Genomic DNA, 16,085 nt, shown 5'->3' on the forward strand with positions numbered 1-16,085 from the left:
CCGGCGCCGGTCCCCGACCTGCCGTACGACATCTCCTACGACGACTCGTACGGCGGCTTCGGCGACGAGCCTCCGTACGACCCGGAGTACGACGCCGCGCCGCCGGCCGAGCCCGCGTGGGCCCCCGCGTCAGCCGGCACGACGGCCGGCACGGCGGCCACGCAGCCCACGGCACGGAGCACCACGACCGCTGCCGTGCGGCCCGCACGCCCCGCCCGGCGGCCGGCGCCGCCCACGCCCGCGACCACCCCGCTCGAGGTGCTGCGGACCGTCTTCGGGTACGAGTCGTTCCGCGGCGACCAGGCCGAGATCATCGACACCGTCGTCGCCGGTGGCGACGCGCTCGTGCTCATGCCGACGGGTGCGGGCAAGTCGCTCTGCTACCAGGTCCCGGCGCTCGTGCGAGCGGGCACCGGCGTCGTCGTCTCACCCCTCATCGCGCTCATGCAGGACCAGGTCGACGCGCTGTCCGTGCTCGGCGTTCGCGCCGGGTTCCTCAACTCGACGCAGGAGTGGGCGCAGCGGCGGGCCGTCGAGGAGGCGTTCCTCGCGGGCGAGCTCGACCTCCTGTACCTCGCGCCCGAGCGGCTGCGCGTCCCGGCCACGCTCGAGCTCCTCGAGCAGGGCCACGTCGCGCTGTTCGCGATCGACGAGGCCCACTGCGTGTCCCAGTGGGGCCACGACTTCCGGCCCGACTACCTCCAGCTCTCGCTGCTCCACGAACGCTGGCCCGACGTCCCGCGCATCGCGCTGACGGCCACCGCGACCGCGACGACGCACCGTGAGATCGCCGAGCGGCTCGAGCTCACCGAGGCGACCGGGGCCCGCCACTTCGTCGCAAGCTTCGACCGGCCCAACATCCAGTACCGCATCGTCCCCAAGGCCAGCCCGCGCACCCAGCTCCTCGAGCTGCTGCGCACCGAGCACGCCGGCGACGCAGGCATCGTCTACTGCCTCTCGCGCGCGTCCGTCGAGCAGACGGCCACGTTCCTCAGCGAGCAGGGCATCCCCGCGCTGCCGTACCACGCAGGCCTCGACCGCCGCGTGCGCGCCGCCAACCAGGCGCGATTCCTGCGCGAGGACGGCCTTGTCATGGTCGCGACCATCGCGTTCGGCATGGGCATCGACAAGCCCGACGTGCGGTTCGTCGCCCACCTCGACCTGCCCAAGTCCGTCGAGGGCTACTACCAGGAGACGGGCCGGGCCGGGCGCGACGGGCTGCCGAGCACCGCCTGGCTCGCCTACGGGCTCCAGGACGTCGTCCAGCAGCGCCGCATGATCGACACCTCGGACGGCGACGCCGCGCACCGCCGGCGCCTCTCCGCGCACCTCGACGCGATGCTCGCGCTCTGCGAGACCGTCGAGTGCCGCCGGCGTCAGCTCCTCGCCTACTTCGGCCAGACCGGCGAGGCCGAGCGCTGCGGCAACTGCGACACGTGCCTCACGGCACCCGAGACCTGGGACGGGACCGTCGCCGCCCAGAAGCTCCTCTCGACCGTCGTGCGCCTCGAGCAGCGCGGTCAGCGGTACGGCGCGGGGCACCTCGTCGACATCCTGCGCGGCAACGCGACGGCCCGCGTCACCCAGCTCGGCCACACCGACCTGAGCGTGTTCGGCGTCGGCTCCGACCTCACCGACACCGAGTGGCGCGGAGTCGTCCGGCAGGTGCTCGCCCAGGGCCTGCTCGGGGTCGACGGCGACGGGTACGGAACCCTCCGGCTGACCGAGCAGAGCGCGGCCGTGCTCACCGGCGACCGCACCGTCGCGCTCCGTCGTGAGGCACCCAAGCCCGCGCGCGCCCCCCGCAGCACGCGCAAGGCCGGGGCTGCCGCGGCCGTCGCCGACCTCGGCACGGACGCCACCGCCGTGTTCGAGCGGCTCCGCGCCTGGCGCGCCGGCACCGCCAAGGAGCAGGGCGTCCCCGCCTACGTCGTGTTCCACGACGCCACGCTCCGCGAGATCGCGACCCGCCTCCCCACCACGCTCGAGGAGCTCGGCACCGTGACGGGCGTCGGCGTCAGCAAGCGCGAACGCTACGGACCCCAGCTCCTCGAGGCCCTCCACGCCTGACCTGGGTGCCCCGGCCGGGATGGCCCGGACCGGAGTGGCCGGACCAGGTGGCCCGGCCCGGGCGACCTGACCTGGCTGGCCGGACCCGGGCCGCCGAGCCGTTCGGCCGCTGAGCCGGACGGCCGACGAGCCGGACGGCCGACGAGCCGGGTGCCCAGGTCGTCCCGTCGCGCCGTGATCCCCCGTCGCCGTGCGCCGAGGTCGGACGTTTGTGCCGAGGTCGTGAGTTCCACGGCCCGACCTCGGCCCGAAGGCCCGACCTCACGACGCGCGTGCGCGGTTCGGCTGGTGCTCGGGCTCGTCGAGCCGGTGCTCGGCTGCCGCTCCGACGCGGGGACGCGGCTCAGCGACGCGGAGGAGGATCAGCCGTGAGGTCGGTGCCCAACGAGGAGGTCCAGGTGTCCCGGTTCGGTCTGGTGGTCAGGTTCACGCTCAGGGAGGGGCAGGCCGAGGCCTTCGACGCGCTGATGCGTGAGACGGTCGCGGGCATCGCTGAGCACGAGCCGCGCACCTTGGTCTATGCCGTGCACGCGCTCGAGGGGGAGCCCGACGTCCGGATCTTCTACGAGCTCTACACGAGCGAGGCGGCGCTCGCCGAGCACGAGTCCCAGCCGACGACCCGGAGGTTCCTCGACAGCGTCGGCGAGCACGTCTCTCGCGTCGAGGTGCAGCGCCTGCACCTCGTCACAGGCACCGGGATCACCGACACCGTCGCACCTGGGCCGCAGCACACGTAGGCCTCACAGCCGGGACGGTGGGCAGGTGGGCCAGCGGGCGGGCGGGTCAGCGGGCGGGCAGGTGGGCCAGCGGGCGGGCGGGTCAGCGGGCCTCCCTGCCTGCGGGCGGGAGTGCCAGCAGGCAGGCGGGCAGGTGGGCGATCGGGCAAGCGGTCAGGGTCTGCGCCCGACGACGACCGTGCCGTCGAGCTCCTCCGACCGGACGGTCCTGGTCCTGAGGCCGGCGGCCGACATCGCTGCGACCGTCGCCGGCGCCTGCCCCACGCTCGTCTCGACGAGCAGGTGGCCGCCGGGCTCGAGCCACGACGCGGCGCCCGCGATGACGCGGCGCTGGACGTCGAGCCCGTCCGGACCACCATCGAGCGCGACGAGAGGCTCGTGCAGGCGCGCCTCGGGCGGCATGAGCGCGATCGCGTCCGTCGGGACGTAGGGGGCGTTCGCGGCGAGCACGGTGACCCGGCCCCGCAGGGACGTGGGGAGCGCGTCGTAGAGGTCGCCCTCGACGACCGTCCCGCCGAACGGTGCGAGGGTCCGGGCGGCGCATCGCACGGACGCCGCGTCGACGTCTGACGCATAGAGCTCGAGCGGCCCCGCGTGATGCGCGAGCGCGGCAGCGACCCCCGCCGCACCGCAGCACATCTCGACCACGACAGGCACGGTCGACGCCGCACCGGGGCCGGCAGGGTCCGGGGCTCCAGCACCAGCACCAGCACCAGCACCAGCGAGCCTGCGGCGGCCGAGGATCGCGGCGGCCTCCTGGACGAGCAGCTCGGTCCGACGTCGGGGGACGAAGACGCCCGGCTCCACCGGGATCCGCAGGCCGCAGAACTCCGCCCAGCCGAGGATGTGCTCGAGCGGGTCGCCGGCGACGCGGCGGTGGACCATCGTGTCGAGCCCGTCCGGGGTGTCGGCGGCCTCGGCGATCAGCGCCGCCTCGTCCTCGGCGAACACGCAGCCGGCCGCGCGAAGGCGTGCGACGACGTCCGCGAGCAAGGCTGGGGCCAGGTCCATGAGGCCGCCACGCTACCCGGCGCGATCACCCGCGGGCCCGCGGATTCCCGTCCCGGCGGCGGGCCGCCCCACCCCCTCGGAGGGCACGCGGCGATGCGGGGACCCGGGTCAGGGCGTCGACCCGCTCAGGGAGCAGACCCGGTTCAGGGCGTTAAGGAGGACCCGCTGCGCAGGGGGCAGGCAACGGGTCCTCGCCTCAAGGATGTCACGTCCCGGGCCCTACGTCACGGGTGACGCGTGGGTGAATCGTGAACGACCAGGGCGTGAATGGCGCAGGCGTCCGGATGGCCCCCTCCGGCGTCGCAAGGCCCCGGTCTACCGTGGCCATGTGACCCTCAAGGCAGCCATCGTCGGCACCGGCGCCGTCGCCCACCTCCACGCCCAGGCGCTGACCGCGGACCCGCGCGTCGACCTCGTCGCGGTGAGCAACCGCAGCGGCGAGCGACGTGAGGTGTTCGCCGACAGGTACGGCGTGCGCGGCCGCTACACGGCGCACACGGACCTGCTCGCGCAGGAAGACCTGGACCTCGTCGTCCTGTGCACCCCGCCCCACCTGCACCGCGAGCAGGCGCTCGACGCGTTCGCCGCCGGCGCGCACGTGCTGTGCGAGAAGCCGCCCGCCCTGTCGCTCGCCGAGCTCGACGCGATGCAGGCCGGGGCCGACGCCGCCGGGCTGGCCCTCGCGTTCGCCTTCCAGCAGCGCACGGGCACGGCCGCGGCGCACGTGCGGCAGCTGCTGGAGTCGGGCGACCTCGGGCGTCCCCTGCTCGCGCAGTGCCAGACCCTGTGGCTGCGCGACGCCGACCACTTCGCCGGCGAGCACCGGGGCACCTGGGACGCCGAGGGCGGCGGCACGACGTTCAGCCACGGGATCCACCAGATGGACCTGCTCGCCGACCTCCTCGGCGACTGGGCCGAGGTCGACGCGCGCCTGTGGCGGGTCGACCGCGACATCGAGACGGAGGACGTCTCGACCGCGACCGTGCGCTTCACCAGCGGCGCGCTCGCGGTCCTGGTCTCGAGCGTCCTGTCCCCCCGCGAGACGAGCGCGCTGCGCATCGACACGGAGCTCGCGACGATCGAGCTCGAGCACCTCCACGGGCACCGCGGCACCGACTGGCGCATCACACCCGCGCGCGGCGTCGACCCGGACCGCGCCGCGCGGTGGACGTTCCCGCTCGACGACGAGCCCAGCGGCCACGCGGCCCTCGTCCGCGGAGTCGTCGATGCCCTGACCACCGGCTCACCCCTGCCCGCCGTGGCGACCCACGCGCGCCGACCCCTGGAGCTGGCGACGGCCGTCTACGCCTCCGCGACCCACGGCAGGCCCGTCACGCCCGCGACCCTGCGCGACGACGACCGGTTCCAGCACTCCCTGCGCGCAGACGTCGTGGACGCCCGGCCGCCCGCCGTCCCTTAGCCCACCACCCCCACCTGCCTGCCTGCCTCCTCCTCCCACCACCCCCTGCCCCACCCTGTCCTCCCCGACCCCGTCCTCCCCCACCCCCTCCTGCCCCAGGCCGGAGGGGGTGGGGGCAGATCGGGGGCGAGGTCGCACTCCCGCACCGAAGTCGCACGTGCACAGGTGCGGTCTGGCTGCCGGAGTGCGATCTCGGGCCCCCGGGTGGGTGTGGGGGGTGGGGGACGGGCGGGTGGACGGGGCGCGGGGTCAGGTTCCGGGGACGACGAGGCCTGACTCGTACGCCGCGACGACGAGCTGGGTCCTCGCGGTGCAGCCGAGCTTGCCGAGCAGCGTGTGGACGTGGGCCTTGACGGTCGCGAGCGACAGGTCGAGCTCGGTCGCGATGTCCGCGTTCGCCGAGCCGCGGGCGACGGCGCGCAGGACCTCGAGCTCGCGCGGCGTCAACGACCCGACCGCCCACGCAGGCTGCCCGCCGCCCGGGCGCGCCGGGACGGAGGCGCGCCACTGACCCAGCACGAGCGCCGTGACGGCGGGGTCGAGCATGCTGCCCCCCGCGCTCACGCGCTGGACGCAGGCGACCAGCGTCCCGGGGTCGGTGTCCTTGAGCAGGAACCCGTCCGCGCCCGCGTGCAGCGCGCCCGTCACGTACTCCTCGTCATCGAACGTGGTCAGCACCGCGACGCGCACGTCGTCCAGATCGGGGTCGCTGCGGATGCGCCGGGTCGCCTCGACGCCGTCGAGCACCGGCATCCGGATGTCCATGAGCACGACGTCGGGGCGGACGGCCCTGGCGACCTCGACCGCCTCCGCGCCGTCGCGCGCCTCCCCGACCGTGACGATGCCGGGCTCGTGGTCGAGGATCATCCGCAGCCCGAGCCGGATCATCGACTGGTCGTCGACGATGACCACGCGGATGTCCGGCCGCTCGTCATCCACGCCTCGGCACCTCCATCCGCACGCTCCAGCCGCCGGCCTCGGTCGGGCCGGCGACGAGCGTCCCTCCGCACGTCGACGCACGCTCCCTCATGTGCACGAGGCCGTGGCCGCGCCGTCCCGGTCCGTGCGCGGACGCGGCAGCGGGGCCCGGGTCGTCCACGGTCAGGACGACCGATCGGGGCGTCACGTCCAGGCCCACGCGCACACGCTCGGCCGAGGAGTGCACGAGCACGTTGGTCAGCGACTCCTGGGCGACCCTGACCACCGCGAGGCCGAGCGCGGGCGTGCATGCCGGCAGCACGGCGGGCAGGGAGGCTGTGACGTCGAGGCCCGCACCGCGCACCCGCTCGAGCACCGCCGGCAGGTCCGCGAGCGTGGGCATCGGCGCGAGCGGCGCGCGGCCGTCGTGCCCGGCGTCGGCGAGCCCTCGACCCCGCTCCCCCGACGCCGGCCCCGGCCCCGGACCCGGACCCGGCAGGGCACCAGCACCAGCACCAGCACCGGCACCAGCACCCGCACCAGCAGCAGCACCCGACCGGGCGGCCGGTGCTCCCGGCCACCGGGTGAAGCCGTCCGCACCCGCCCAGCCACGCAGGGCCTCGCCCGGCGTCGCGGCAGGTGGGCGCGCCGGACGGGACGACGACGGACCGTCGGCCTCGTCGTCGCGGAGCACCCGGACCAGGGAACGCATGGAGTCGAGGGCCTCGCGTCCCGCGGGTCCGATCCACCGGACGGCGTCCCGGTAGGCCTCGGGCTGCGCCTCGCCCACCCGGTCGGCGGCTTGCGCCCGCACGACGATCGCTGTCACGTGGTGGGCCACGACGTCGTGCAGCTCACGGGCGATCCGGGTCCGCTCGTGGTGCACGGCCTCGCGGGTGCGCATCTCCTGGAGGGCCTGGAGCTCGGCGTTGCGCTCGGCGAGCGAGGCCGTCGTCTGCTCGAGCCGGCAGAACACGGAGCCCAGCACCGTCGCGGCGAGCACGAGCGACAGGAGCAGGAGGAGGTGGGTCACGCCGCCGCCGACGGGCAGCCCACGGCCCTCGACGAAGAGGCGCACGCCGGCGAACGACCCGAACGCCAGCGCGATGGTCGACGCGCCTGCCGCGGCCGCCGCGACCAGCCGCGGCACCGCACCGGCACGGGTCGCCGCGAACGCAGCGATCATGATGGGCAGCACGTGGAAGTCGGACTGGAGCGCGGAGCCGTGCGCGACGAGCCCGTACGTCGCGGGGTACACGAGGACGGTCGCCCAGAACGCGAGACCGGGCAGGCTGCGACGCATCAGCAGCGTCACCGCGAGCCACAGCCCGGCCCACCAGTACGACTCGATCCACCGCGGCTGCCAGTAGTCCCACCCGGTGGCGAAGGCGACCGCGACGAACCACGAGCCGGCCGCCGCGAGCGCGAGCAGGACCTCCGCGCGCGACGGCGGCGCGTGGTGCACCCGCTCGCGGCGGGGGGCGCGGGGATCGGTCACGGTTCGACGCTAGTGCGGCAGCTGCCGCCGCCCGACCCCCTGCGGGCGCATCCTCGCGGTGCCCCGCTCCACCTGCGGGCGACCGGCGGGGGTCCCCTCGTCCACCCCAGGTCGCGCCCGACGACGCCCGCGCCCTGATCGCCCGGTCAGGGGCGCCGCGGAGGTGATCGGACCGGCGGGCGACGCGGGGCAGGGCCCCTGCTCGGGAGGCTCGATGCATGACCAGAAGCGCCCGTCCCTCCCGCCGACCCGCCCGTCGACGCCGCACCTCTGCGGTCGTCGTGACCGCCCTGCTGGGCATCGGGGTCGTGGTCGCCTGGCAGGCGTCCGGGCCCCTGCTCGGGGCCGTCGGGCTCGACCTGCGCGCCGTCGGCGGTCCGGCGCCCACGCAGGACGGCGGGCCGGACGGAGGTGGGGTCCCCGGAGCCGACGCACCGACGCCGGCGACGGGCCTGGACGCCGAGCTGCAACGCAGGTTCGAGGCCGCCCAGGCGGCCGCCGCGGCCGACGACGTCTCCCTGACCCTGACCTCCGGCTGGCGGTCGGCCGCGGACCAGCAGGCACTGCTCGACGACGCGGTCGAGCGGTACGGGTCGCTCGAGGAGGCGCTGCGCTGGGTCCTGCCGCCCGAGGAGTCGGCGCACGTCCAGGGCCTCGCGATCGACGTCGGCGACACCGAGGGTGCGTACTGGCTCGCCGAGCACTCGTTGGACTTCGGTCTGTGCCAGACGTACGCGAACGAGATCTGGCACTTCGAGAAGCTGCCTGACGGCGCGACGTCGTGCCCCGAGCCCTCGCAGGACCCGTCGGGCGGATGAGCGGTTCCCCGGCCGATCGTCCCGCATCCGCGGGTCGGCGCACCCCTAGCGTGAGGACGTGGTCGACGAAGGTCCGCGCCGGACGGACATCACCGACGAGATCACCGGTTACCTCCTCGCGGGGACGTCCGTGGACCTCGTCGGCATGCGCTCGTCCGGACGCTCCGCCGTCCTCGGCCGGGTGGCCGACCGGCTCGCCGCGGACGGGGTCACGGTCCGTCGTGTCGGGGGCATCCGTGCGCTGCGTGAGCGCGCGTTGAGCAGCCTCGCCATGACGGGCGTCGACGTCGTGCCGTCACCCAACGCGCTGACCACGCTGCTCTCGGCCGTCACCGAGCTCGAGGACCTGCTCTCCCCCGCCCCGGCCGTCCTGCTGGTCGACGACGCCGACGACCTCGACGCGTCGACCGTCGGAGCCGTCACGGCCGTGCACGCGCGCCTGGGCACGCCCGTCCTCGTGGCCCGACGGCGAGCCGCACGAGCCCGCAGCGCGACGCCCGCCGTCCCGGACCTCGCGGGCGCGCTGCGATCCACCGTCCGCGTGGTCCTGCCCCCGCTGCGGTTCGACGAGGTCCACCGCCTCGTCCACACCCTGCTCGGCGGGCCCGTGGACCCGACCGCCGTCGCCCGGATCGCGGCCGAGACGGGCGGCCTGCCCGGGCTCGTGTCGGCAACCGTCCAGACGGCCCGACGCGCGTCGCACCTCGCACCGCGCGGCGGCATCTGGGTCACGCGCGGAGACCTGTGGACCGCGGCGCTCGGCCCGGCCGCCGAGGCGTTCCTCTCGGGCCTGGACGACGCCGAGGTCGAGGCCCTGACGCTCGTGGCCGCGGCGGGGACGCTCGGCGTCGACGTCGCGCAACGCTGCATCGCCGGGGAGACGCTCGCGGCCCTCGGCGACGCGGGCCTGCTGCGGGTCGTGCCCGAGGGCGACCGTGACGTCGTCGGCGTGTTCCCTCCGCTGCTCGCCGAGCACCTCGTGCGGGAGTCGTCGCCGACCCGCCGCCTCCTCGTCCGCGACCGGCTCGAGGCCGCGGGCCACCAGCCGGGCCGCGCACCGCGGGTACCGGCCACCGAGCGGGCGTCGGCGCGCACGCGCGGCAGCGAGCCGATCCTCAGCGGCCGGCTGACCAGGTACTGGCGCGACGAGATCGCGGCCCGTCGTGCGGCCTGGGACGCGGACCCCACCCCCGCCCTGGCCGCGCCGCTCGTCGAGGCACTCCTCACGGCACGCTCGCGCCCCCACGAGATCGACGCGGTGCTGGCCGCGACGCGCACCCCCGGGGACGACCCGCAGGCGATGGCCCTGTTCGCGGCGACCCGCGCCCTCTACGAGGGCCTGGTGCGGGGCCGGGTCGACGAGGCGTGCGACCGGCTCGTCGAGGAGCAGCGCCGCGCGCCCGAGCACGCGGGCCTGCTCAGGGCGACCGAGGCCCACCTGCGGGTGCTCACGGGCGCGCTGCCGTCCGCCGACGCCCTCGCGGACGGCCCGGCCGACCAGGCCCCGCTCGCCGCCGACGCCCTGCGCGTCGCCCGTGCCGAGGTGCTCGTCGCCGGCGGTCAGGCGCAGGCCGCGCTCGACCTGCTCGACGGCTTCCAGAGCCCGGTCACCGTGCTGCAGCAGTCGGCCGACGTGTCCCGCGAGCTCGCGCTGCTGTACACGTGCGACCTGGAGGGTGCGGTCACCGCCGCGCTCGCGCAGGTCGAGGTCAGCACGGAGCGGCTCGAGCCCAGCGGTGTGCAGGCGCACGCGTACGTCGCGGGCCTGGGCCTCGCGCTCCAGGGACGCCTGCTCGAGCTCGACGCGCTCATGTCCTCCGTCCTCGCGCTGGCGCCCATGCCGGCGCACCAGTCGCACGTCCAGACCGGCCTCCTGTGGCTCGCGGCGGACGCGGCGACGTGGCAGGGCCGCACGGCGTACGCGCGCTCGCTCGCGCTCCAGTCCGGCTCCTACGGCCTCGGCCGCGGTCCCCACCCGGGTATGGCGCCCGACGGCATCTCGGCCGAACTGCAGGACCGCGACAGCGACACCGCGGACGCCCTGTGGGCGCTCGCCGAGGAGCGCCTGGACCGCGGGTTCGTGCCCGCCGGGATCGTCGCGGGCGTCACAGCGATCGAGCGGCACCCCGACCCGGTGCGCGCCGCTCGCCTCGCGGACGCCGCAGCCTCCTGCGACGCCCCGCTGCTCAAGCACCTGGGCGCCTACGCGGTCGCGATCGCGTCGACCGACCCCGAGCGCCTGTCCCTGCTCGAGCCCCAGCTCCTCGCCGCCGGCCTGCGGCTCTACGCCGTGCGGACGGCCGTCGCCCGGTCCGTGCGCATGCTCACCGCGGGCGACGTGGTGCAGGCGGCGGCGCACGCCGACGCCGCGTGGCACCAGGCCGGTCTGCGCGGCCGCGACCTGTGCGGGCTCTTCCGCCCGTTCGACCGCGCCGTGAGCCTCACGGCGCGCGAGCGGGAGATCGCGATCCTCGTGGCCCGCGGCATGAGCGCCCCCGAGATCGCGGCGCTCAAGGTGCTGAGCGTGCGCACCGTCGAGAACCACATCTTCAGCGCGTGCCGCAAGGTCGGCGTCAACAGCCGCGAGGGCCTCGCCCACGCGGCCCAGACCTGGCTGTCCTGCGCGATCGACTGACCGGCCAGGGAGAACGCGATGAAGCGGAACCACGTACGCATGCTCGCGGTCGAGCTCGCCTTCAGCCTCGTCGTGGTGCTGACCGCGGAGCTCGTGGTCCAGTCGACCGGCTGGCACCGCTTCTGGGTGCTCCTCGTCGCCATGGTGACCGCGTACACCCTCAGAGGCGTCGTCCAGACGGCGGTCAGCCGGCGCGCGGCGGGCCGGCCGGACGCGGCGCCGCGGCGGACGATGCGCGACCACACTCCGGCGTAGCCGGACCGTCGCGCGCGCTCAGCCCTCCCGGAACTGCACGCCCGTCCCGCCGCGCGGGTAGTGCCACGTGAGCGCACCGGGCGCCGCGACCGCGAGGCACGCACCGCACTCGAAGCACGCGGCGTACTCGACGGAGATGGTCCCGTCGGGCTCCTCGGTGTAGACGTGCGCAGGGCACACGGCGACGATCCGCTTGCCCGTCCCCGTGCTGCGCGCGAGGTCCTGGTCGACGTGGATGTGGCTCTCGTCCTCGTCCGTGACGTACCGGTTGCCGGCCAGCCGCTCCGGGATCGATGTCCGCTTCACAGTGCACGCACCCCCGCGAGGCCGTCGGAGAGGAGGTCCCGCAGGCGCACGGGTGACCTCTTGAGCTCGCTGCGGACCACCTGGGACAGGTGGCGCCGCGGCGTCAGGTCGTGGTCGAACACGCTGTGGAGCACGTCGCCGAGGAGCAGCCCGTACTCCTCGTACATGCGCGTCCGCTCGAGGAACGCGGGCGCCTTGGCGTAGGTCTCCATGTCCTTGCCCGCGAACCCGGCGAAGAGCTCGCGCCGGTAGCCGGCGAGCCCGGCCTCGGACGTGTCGCCGCTGGTCAGCGCCTCGTCGATCCCCTTGGCGGCCGCGATGCCCGACGCCGCCGCGAGGTCCATGCCACGCACGGTCAGGCCGGTGTTGAGGGTCAGCCCGGCCGCGTCACCGACGACGACCATGCCGTCGGTGTGGATGTGCCCCACCATCTCGAGCCCGCCCTCGGCGACCAGGTGGCTGCCGTACTCGGCGATCTCCCCGCCCTCCAGGAACGGTGCGATGAAGCGGTGCCCCAGGAAGTGGTCGAACACGTCGGTGGACCGCAGGCCGCGCTTGACGAGGTCGTCGAGCCGCAGCACGACGCCCACCGACAGGGAGTCGCGGTTCGTGTAGAGGAACCCGCCGCCGCCGACGCCGAGCGTGCAGTCGCCGACGATCGCGTACGCGGCCCCCTCGTCGCCCACGAGGTGGAAGCGCTCGGCGACGGTGCGCTCGTCGAGCCGCACGACCGCCTTGACGCCCACCGCGAGATGGTGGGTCGGGGGCTTCTCACGCAGCCCGGCCTCCTGCGCCACGAACGAGTTGACGCCGTCGGCCGCGACGACCACGTGGGCCCGCAGCTCGTCGTCGCCCGCGCGCACGCCCACGACCCGGCCGCCCTCGCGGATGACCCGGTCCACGCGCACGCCGGGCATGAGGAACACGCCCGCCTCCTCGCAGCGCTCCGCGAGCCACGCGTCGAGGCGCGCACGCAGCACCGTGACCGCGTTGACCGGCTCGGCGAGGCGCGCGTCCTGGTAGTCGATGCCGACGGACGACGTCGCGTTGAGGAACTGGACGTAGTTGCGCGTGATGCGGCGCTCGATCGGCGCGGACGTCAGCAGGTCGGGGAACACCTGCTCGAGGACGCGCGAGTACAGCACGCCGCCCGAGAGGTTCTTGGACCCGGGCGCCTCGCCGCGCTCGATGAGCACGACGGAGCGCCCGGCCTGCGCGAGGCGGTAGGCGGTGACGCACCCGGCGATGCCGCCGCCGACGACGATGACGTCGAAGTCGGGCTCGACGTCGGGCCCGGTCGCAGCCGTGGGCTCGCTCATCGCAGTGCGTCCGTCAGGGCCCCGGCGATCGCGTAGAGGTCCCCGACCACGCAGTAGTCGGCCTCCGCGAAGTACGGGCAGGACGCGTCCGTGTTGACCGCGACGACGGTGCCCGCGGCGCGTGCGCCCACGGTGTGCTGGAGCTGACCGGAGATGCCGAGCGCGACGTAGAGGTCGGGCTGAACATGCTGCCCCGTGACGCCCACGTACCGGTCCTTGGTGAACCAGCCGACGCCCTCGGCGAGCGGGCGCGAGCACGCGGTCTCCGCCCCGAGCACGGCGGCGAGGCCCTCGACGACGGCGACGTCCTCCTGCGCCTTGAGCCCGCGGCCCACGGCGACGATGCGCTGCGCGCGACCGAGGTCGACCTGCGTGCGCTCGGCCGCGCGGGTCTCGACCACGCGGACGGTCGGCGCGGGCGCCGCGGCGACCTCCTCGACGGGTGCCGAGCCGCCCTCACCGAGCGTGCCGCCGTCGACGACGACCACCACGGGGCCCGCGGTGCGCAGGGTCTGGCGCGCGATGCCGCCGAAGACCGCGCGCGTGACCTCGGCGGCGCCGTCGTGCACCTCGACCTTCGAGGCCATGGTGTGCACGGGTGCGCCGAGACGGGCCGCGACGGCGCCCGCGAGCACCCGGTCGGCGGGGCGGGTCGAGGCGAGGACGACGTCGGGCGCCGCGGCGGCGACGAGGTCGGCCACGGGGCCGGCGAACGCCTCGAGGGGTGCGTCGCCGGGCTCACCGAGCCACACGACGGAGCCGACGCCGCTGGTCGCGACCGCGTCGGCGACCGCACGGGTGCCGACGACAACCGCCGTCGTGGCACCGGGGGCGGCCGCGACGAGGGCGCTGATCCGCGCGTCGCCCGCCACCAGGATGTACGTGCTGCTCATGATCGTTCCTTCCGGTCCTGGGTGGTCAGAGGACGCCGTCGGCGCGGAGCGCGGCGACGAGCGCGGTCACGGCCGCGGCCGGGTCGGCGCCGTCGATGACCTGGCCCTTGCGGACCTTGAGCTCGGGGCCGGCGGTCGCGACCACCTCGACGGGTGCCGTCTGCCAGCCCGCGAGGTCGGCGAGGGGCACCTCCTCGGTGGGCTTCTTGCCGGCCGAGAGGATGTCCTTCATGCCCGGCACGCGGGGCACGACGGCGTCCGCCGCGACCGCGAGGACGACCGGGCCGGTCACGTGCAGCACCTGCGAGCCGCCCGCGTGGGCGCGCTCGACGGTGAGGTCACCGGCCGTGCCGCTGACGGCGACGACGTCGGTCAGGGCCGGCCAGCCGAGGGCCCCGGCGAGCACCGCGGGAACCATCTGGGCGCCCGCGTCGACGGACGAGTCGCCCGTCAGGACGAGGTCCACGTCGCCGAGGCGCTGCACGAGGGCCGCGAGCGCACGGCCCGTCGGCGTCGTGCCCGCGCCGGCGAGCGCGTCGTCGGCCACGACGACCGCGCTGTCCAGGCCACGCGAGAGCGCGGCCTTCTTGGCCATGGGGCTCGCGACGTCCGGGCCGCCGACGCTGAGTCCGACGAGCTCGGCGCCCGTCGCGTCGGCGAGCCTGCGGCCGACCTCGACGGCCACGGGGTCGTACTCGGAGACGGCGGGCTTGGCGCGGGACCAGTCCACGGAGCCGTCGGCGCCGACGGCGGCGTCCTGCGGGTTGGGGGCCCACTTGTAGGCCACGGCGATCTTCATCGGGTCTCTCCTTGCTGTGCGTGGTCGGCGCCCGCGGGGGTCGCCTGCGCGGCGCCCTCGCGGTGCCCGAGGCGGAGCCGGCTGGACTCGCCGAGGGTCAGGCCGCGGGTCTCCGGGGCCATGGGGATGGAGACGGCCAGGCCGACGGCCGAGATCACGGCGCCGGCGACCATCGTGGCTCGCGTGCCGTGGTCGGCGAGGAAGCCGGGCAGCACGTAGATCGCGATGACCGTGCCGATGCGGCTGAAGGCCATCGCGGCACCCACGGCGGACGCGCGGATGTCGGTGGGGAACAGCTCGTTCGGGTAGAGCCACTGCAGGTTGCCGGGGCCGCCGGAGAAGAAGGCGTACACGGCGAAGCAGACGATGACGACCCAGGTCCCCGCGGTCGGCAGGACGCCGAGGACCGCGAGCGCGAGCGTCATCATCGCGAAGCTGCCGATGAGCAGGCGCCGCCGGCCCATCGAGTTGGCCCACCACATCGCGGGGATGCAGCCGATCATGAAGAACGTGCCGATGAGCACCTCGCCGAGCACGCTCAGGCGTCCCTCGGCGAGGCCGAACGCGGCCATGATGCGCGGGCCGAACGTGTAGATGGCGAACATGGGCACGGCCTGGCAGAGCCAGATGGTGCCGATGAACACGACCTTGGACAGGTGGTCACGCTGGAAGAGGTCGCGGTAGCGCGTGGCCTTGGGCAGGGACGGCTCGAGCTCGACGCGCGTGCCGAACATCTGCAGCAGGATCGCCTCGGCCTCCGCGCCGCGCCCCTTGCTGGCGAGCCAGCGCGGCGACTCGGGGATGCCCCACCGGCCGATGAGGATCACCAGGCAGGGCACGACGGCGCTGCCGAGCATCCACCGCCAGCCGCCGTCGACGTCCGTGAGGAAGTACCCGACGAGGTAGGCGGCGTTGGCGCCCACGTACCAGATCGCCGCGATGAACCCCATCGAGATCGCCCGGTACCGCCGTGGCGTGAACTCCGCGACCATCGACGTCGCGATCGGGTAGTCCGCGCCGATCACGATGCCGATCATGAAGCGCATCACGACGAGCATCAGGGGCGTCGAGACGAACGCCGTCGCGAGCGAGATCACGGCGATCGAGACGATGTCGATGAGGAACATGCGCTTGCGACCGATGCGGTCCGTGACGTACCCACCGACCGACGTGCCGAGGAACAGGCCGACGAGCGCGGCCGCGCTGATCGCCGAGGTCCACCCGCCGGTCAGCGCGAGGTCGCCGCGCCGCGTCATCTGGTCGATCGCGACGCCGATGATCGCCAGGACGTACCCGTCGAGGAACGGGCCGCCGCTCGAGAACAGCGTGACCTTCTTGAGGAACGGCGTCATCGCGACGTCGTCGAGGAGAACCCGCTCGCTGGTCATCGCACGTCACCGCCCGCT

14 protein-coding genes are annotated in these 16,085 nt (G+C 74.9%); 6 read left to right on the plus strand and 8 right to left on the minus strand.

Going from position 1 to position 16,085, the window contains the following annotated elements; all coding sequences use genetic code 11:
• Window positions 1-195 precede the first annotated feature (195 nt).
• Together recQ and FZ988_RS10865 are read left to right on the plus strand one after the other, a co-directional pair.
• Complete coding sequence (gene recQ, locus FZ988_RS10860; RefSeq protein WP_246169451.1) at window positions 196-2,070, plus strand: DNA helicase RecQ; 1,875 nt, start codon at window positions 196-198, stop codon at window positions 2,068-2,070.
• Window positions 2,071-2,438: 368 nt separating this feature from the next.
• A complete protein-coding gene (locus FZ988_RS10865; protein WP_223145108.1) occupies window positions 2,439-2,807 on the plus strand; it encodes a putative quinol monooxygenase in 369 nt (122 codons plus the stop codon).
• Window positions 2,808-2,960: 153 nt separating this feature from the next.
• Here the strand turns inward: FZ988_RS10865 and FZ988_RS10870 are convergent, their stop codons facing one another.
• Window positions 2,961-3,818: a putative protein N(5)-glutamine methyltransferase gene (locus tag FZ988_RS10870; protein WP_149204044.1), complete on the minus strand. Its 858-nt coding sequence runs from the start codon at window positions 3,816-3,818 to the stop codon at window positions 2,961-2,963.
• Window positions 3,819-4,146: 328 nt separating this feature from the next.
• Here FZ988_RS10870 and FZ988_RS10875 point away from each other — a divergent pair, with 328 nt between their 5' ends.
• Complete coding sequence (locus FZ988_RS10875; RefSeq protein ID WP_246169437.1) at window positions 4,147-5,238, plus strand: Gfo/Idh/MocA family protein; 1,092 nt, start codon at window positions 4,147-4,149, stop codon at window positions 5,236-5,238.
• Between the two features lie 249 nt (window positions 5,239-5,487).
• Here the strand turns inward: FZ988_RS10875 and FZ988_RS10880 are convergent, their stop codons facing one another.
• On the minus strand, window positions 5,488-6,177 hold the full coding sequence (locus tag FZ988_RS10880) for a response regulator (protein ID WP_149204046.1): 690 nt from the start codon (window positions 6,175-6,177) through the stop codon (window positions 5,488-5,490).
• Window positions 6,170-7,654: a sensor histidine kinase gene (locus FZ988_RS10885; protein WP_149204047.1), complete on the minus strand. Its 1,485-nt coding sequence runs from the start codon at window positions 7,652-7,654 to the stop codon at window positions 6,170-6,172. The genes FZ988_RS10880 and FZ988_RS10885 overlap by 8 nt, the downstream gene beginning before the upstream one ends.
• A 218-nt stretch (window positions 7,655-7,872) precedes the next feature.
• Between FZ988_RS10885 and FZ988_RS10890 the strand changes: the two genes are divergently transcribed.
• From FZ988_RS10890 to FZ988_RS10900, 3 genes are read left to right on the plus strand one after another with little or no spacing between them, the layout of a single operon-like run.
• Window positions 7,873-8,472, plus strand: coding sequence for a M15 family metallopeptidase (locus FZ988_RS10890; RefSeq protein WP_149204048.1), 600 nt, complete (start codon window positions 7,873-7,875; stop codon window positions 8,470-8,472).
• A gap of 58 nt (window positions 8,473-8,530) precedes the next feature.
• Entirely contained in the window at window positions 8,531-11,107 is a 2,577-nt protein-coding gene (locus tag FZ988_RS10895; RefSeq protein WP_149204049.1) for a helix-turn-helix domain-containing protein, read from the plus strand.
• A gap of 18 nt (window positions 11,108-11,125) precedes the next feature.
• Complete coding sequence (locus FZ988_RS10900; RefSeq protein ID WP_149204050.1) at window positions 11,126-11,362, plus strand: hypothetical protein; 237 nt, start codon at window positions 11,126-11,128, stop codon at window positions 11,360-11,362.
• A gap of 18 nt (window positions 11,363-11,380) precedes the next feature.
• Here the strand turns inward: FZ988_RS10900 and FZ988_RS10905 are convergent, their stop codons facing one another.
• The 5 genes from FZ988_RS10905 to FZ988_RS10925 are packed head-to-tail and all read right to left on the minus strand — an operon-like array spanning window position 11,381 to window position 16,067.
• Window positions 11,381-11,668, minus strand: coding sequence for a ferredoxin family protein (locus FZ988_RS10905; protein ID WP_149204051.1), 288 nt, complete (start codon window positions 11,666-11,668; stop codon window positions 11,381-11,383).
• Entirely contained in the window at window positions 11,665-12,987 is a 1,323-nt protein-coding gene (locus tag FZ988_RS10910; RefSeq protein WP_149204052.1) for an FAD-dependent oxidoreductase, read from the minus strand. The genes FZ988_RS10905 and FZ988_RS10910 overlap by 4 nt, the downstream gene beginning before the upstream one ends.
• Complete coding sequence (locus FZ988_RS10915) at window positions 12,984-13,880, minus strand: electron transfer flavoprotein subunit alpha/FixB family protein (protein WP_149204053.1); 897 nt, start codon at window positions 13,878-13,880, stop codon at window positions 12,984-12,986. Before FZ988_RS10915 ends, FZ988_RS10910 begins: the two co-directional genes overlap by 4 nt.
• Window positions 13,881-13,905: 25 nt before the next feature.
• A complete protein-coding gene (locus FZ988_RS10920) occupies window positions 13,906-14,679 on the minus strand; it encodes an electron transfer flavoprotein subunit beta/FixA family protein (protein WP_149204054.1) in 774 nt (257 codons plus the stop codon).
• Complete coding sequence (locus FZ988_RS10925; protein WP_149204055.1) at window positions 14,676-16,067, minus strand: MFS transporter; 1,392 nt, start codon at window positions 16,065-16,067, stop codon at window positions 14,676-14,678. The genes FZ988_RS10920 and FZ988_RS10925 overlap by 4 nt, the downstream gene beginning before the upstream one ends.
• Between the last annotated feature and the right edge of the window lie 18 nt (window positions 16,068-16,085).

Origin of the sequence: Actinotalea subterranea, from assembly GCF_008364845.1 — a bacterium.
GTDB classification, from domain to species: Bacteria; Actinomycetota; Actinomycetes; order Actinomycetales; family Cellulomonadaceae; genus Actinotalea; species Actinotalea subterranea.

Excerpts from the sequence above, each read along its gene's own strand:
- FZ988_RS10870 (WP_149204044.1), bottom strand. The coding sequence starts at position 3,818 with ATGGACCTGGCCCCAGCCTTGCTCGCGGACGTCGTCGCACGCCTTCGC.
- FZ988_RS10890 (WP_149204048.1), top strand. The coding sequence starts at position 7,873 with ATGACCAGAAGCGCCCGTCCCTCCCGCCGACCCGCCCGTCGACGCCGC.
- FZ988_RS10900 (WP_149204050.1), top strand. The coding sequence starts at position 11,126 with ATGAAGCGGAACCACGTACGCATGCTCGCGGTCGAGCTCGCCTTCAGC.
- FZ988_RS10910 (WP_149204052.1), bottom strand. The coding sequence starts at position 12,987 with ATGAGCGAGCCCACGGCTGCGACCGGGCCCGACGTCGAGCCCGACTTC.
- FZ988_RS10915 (WP_149204053.1), bottom strand. The coding sequence starts at position 13,880 with ATGAGCAGCACGTACATCCTGGTGGCGGGCGACGCGCGGATCAGCGCC.
- FZ988_RS10920 (WP_149204054.1), bottom strand. The coding sequence starts at position 14,679 with ATGAAGATCGCCGTGGCCTACAAGTGGGCCCCCAACCCGCAGGACGCC.
- FZ988_RS10925 (WP_149204055.1), bottom strand. The coding sequence starts at position 16,067 with ATGACCAGCGAGCGGGTTCTCCTCGACGACGTCGCGATGACGCCGTTC.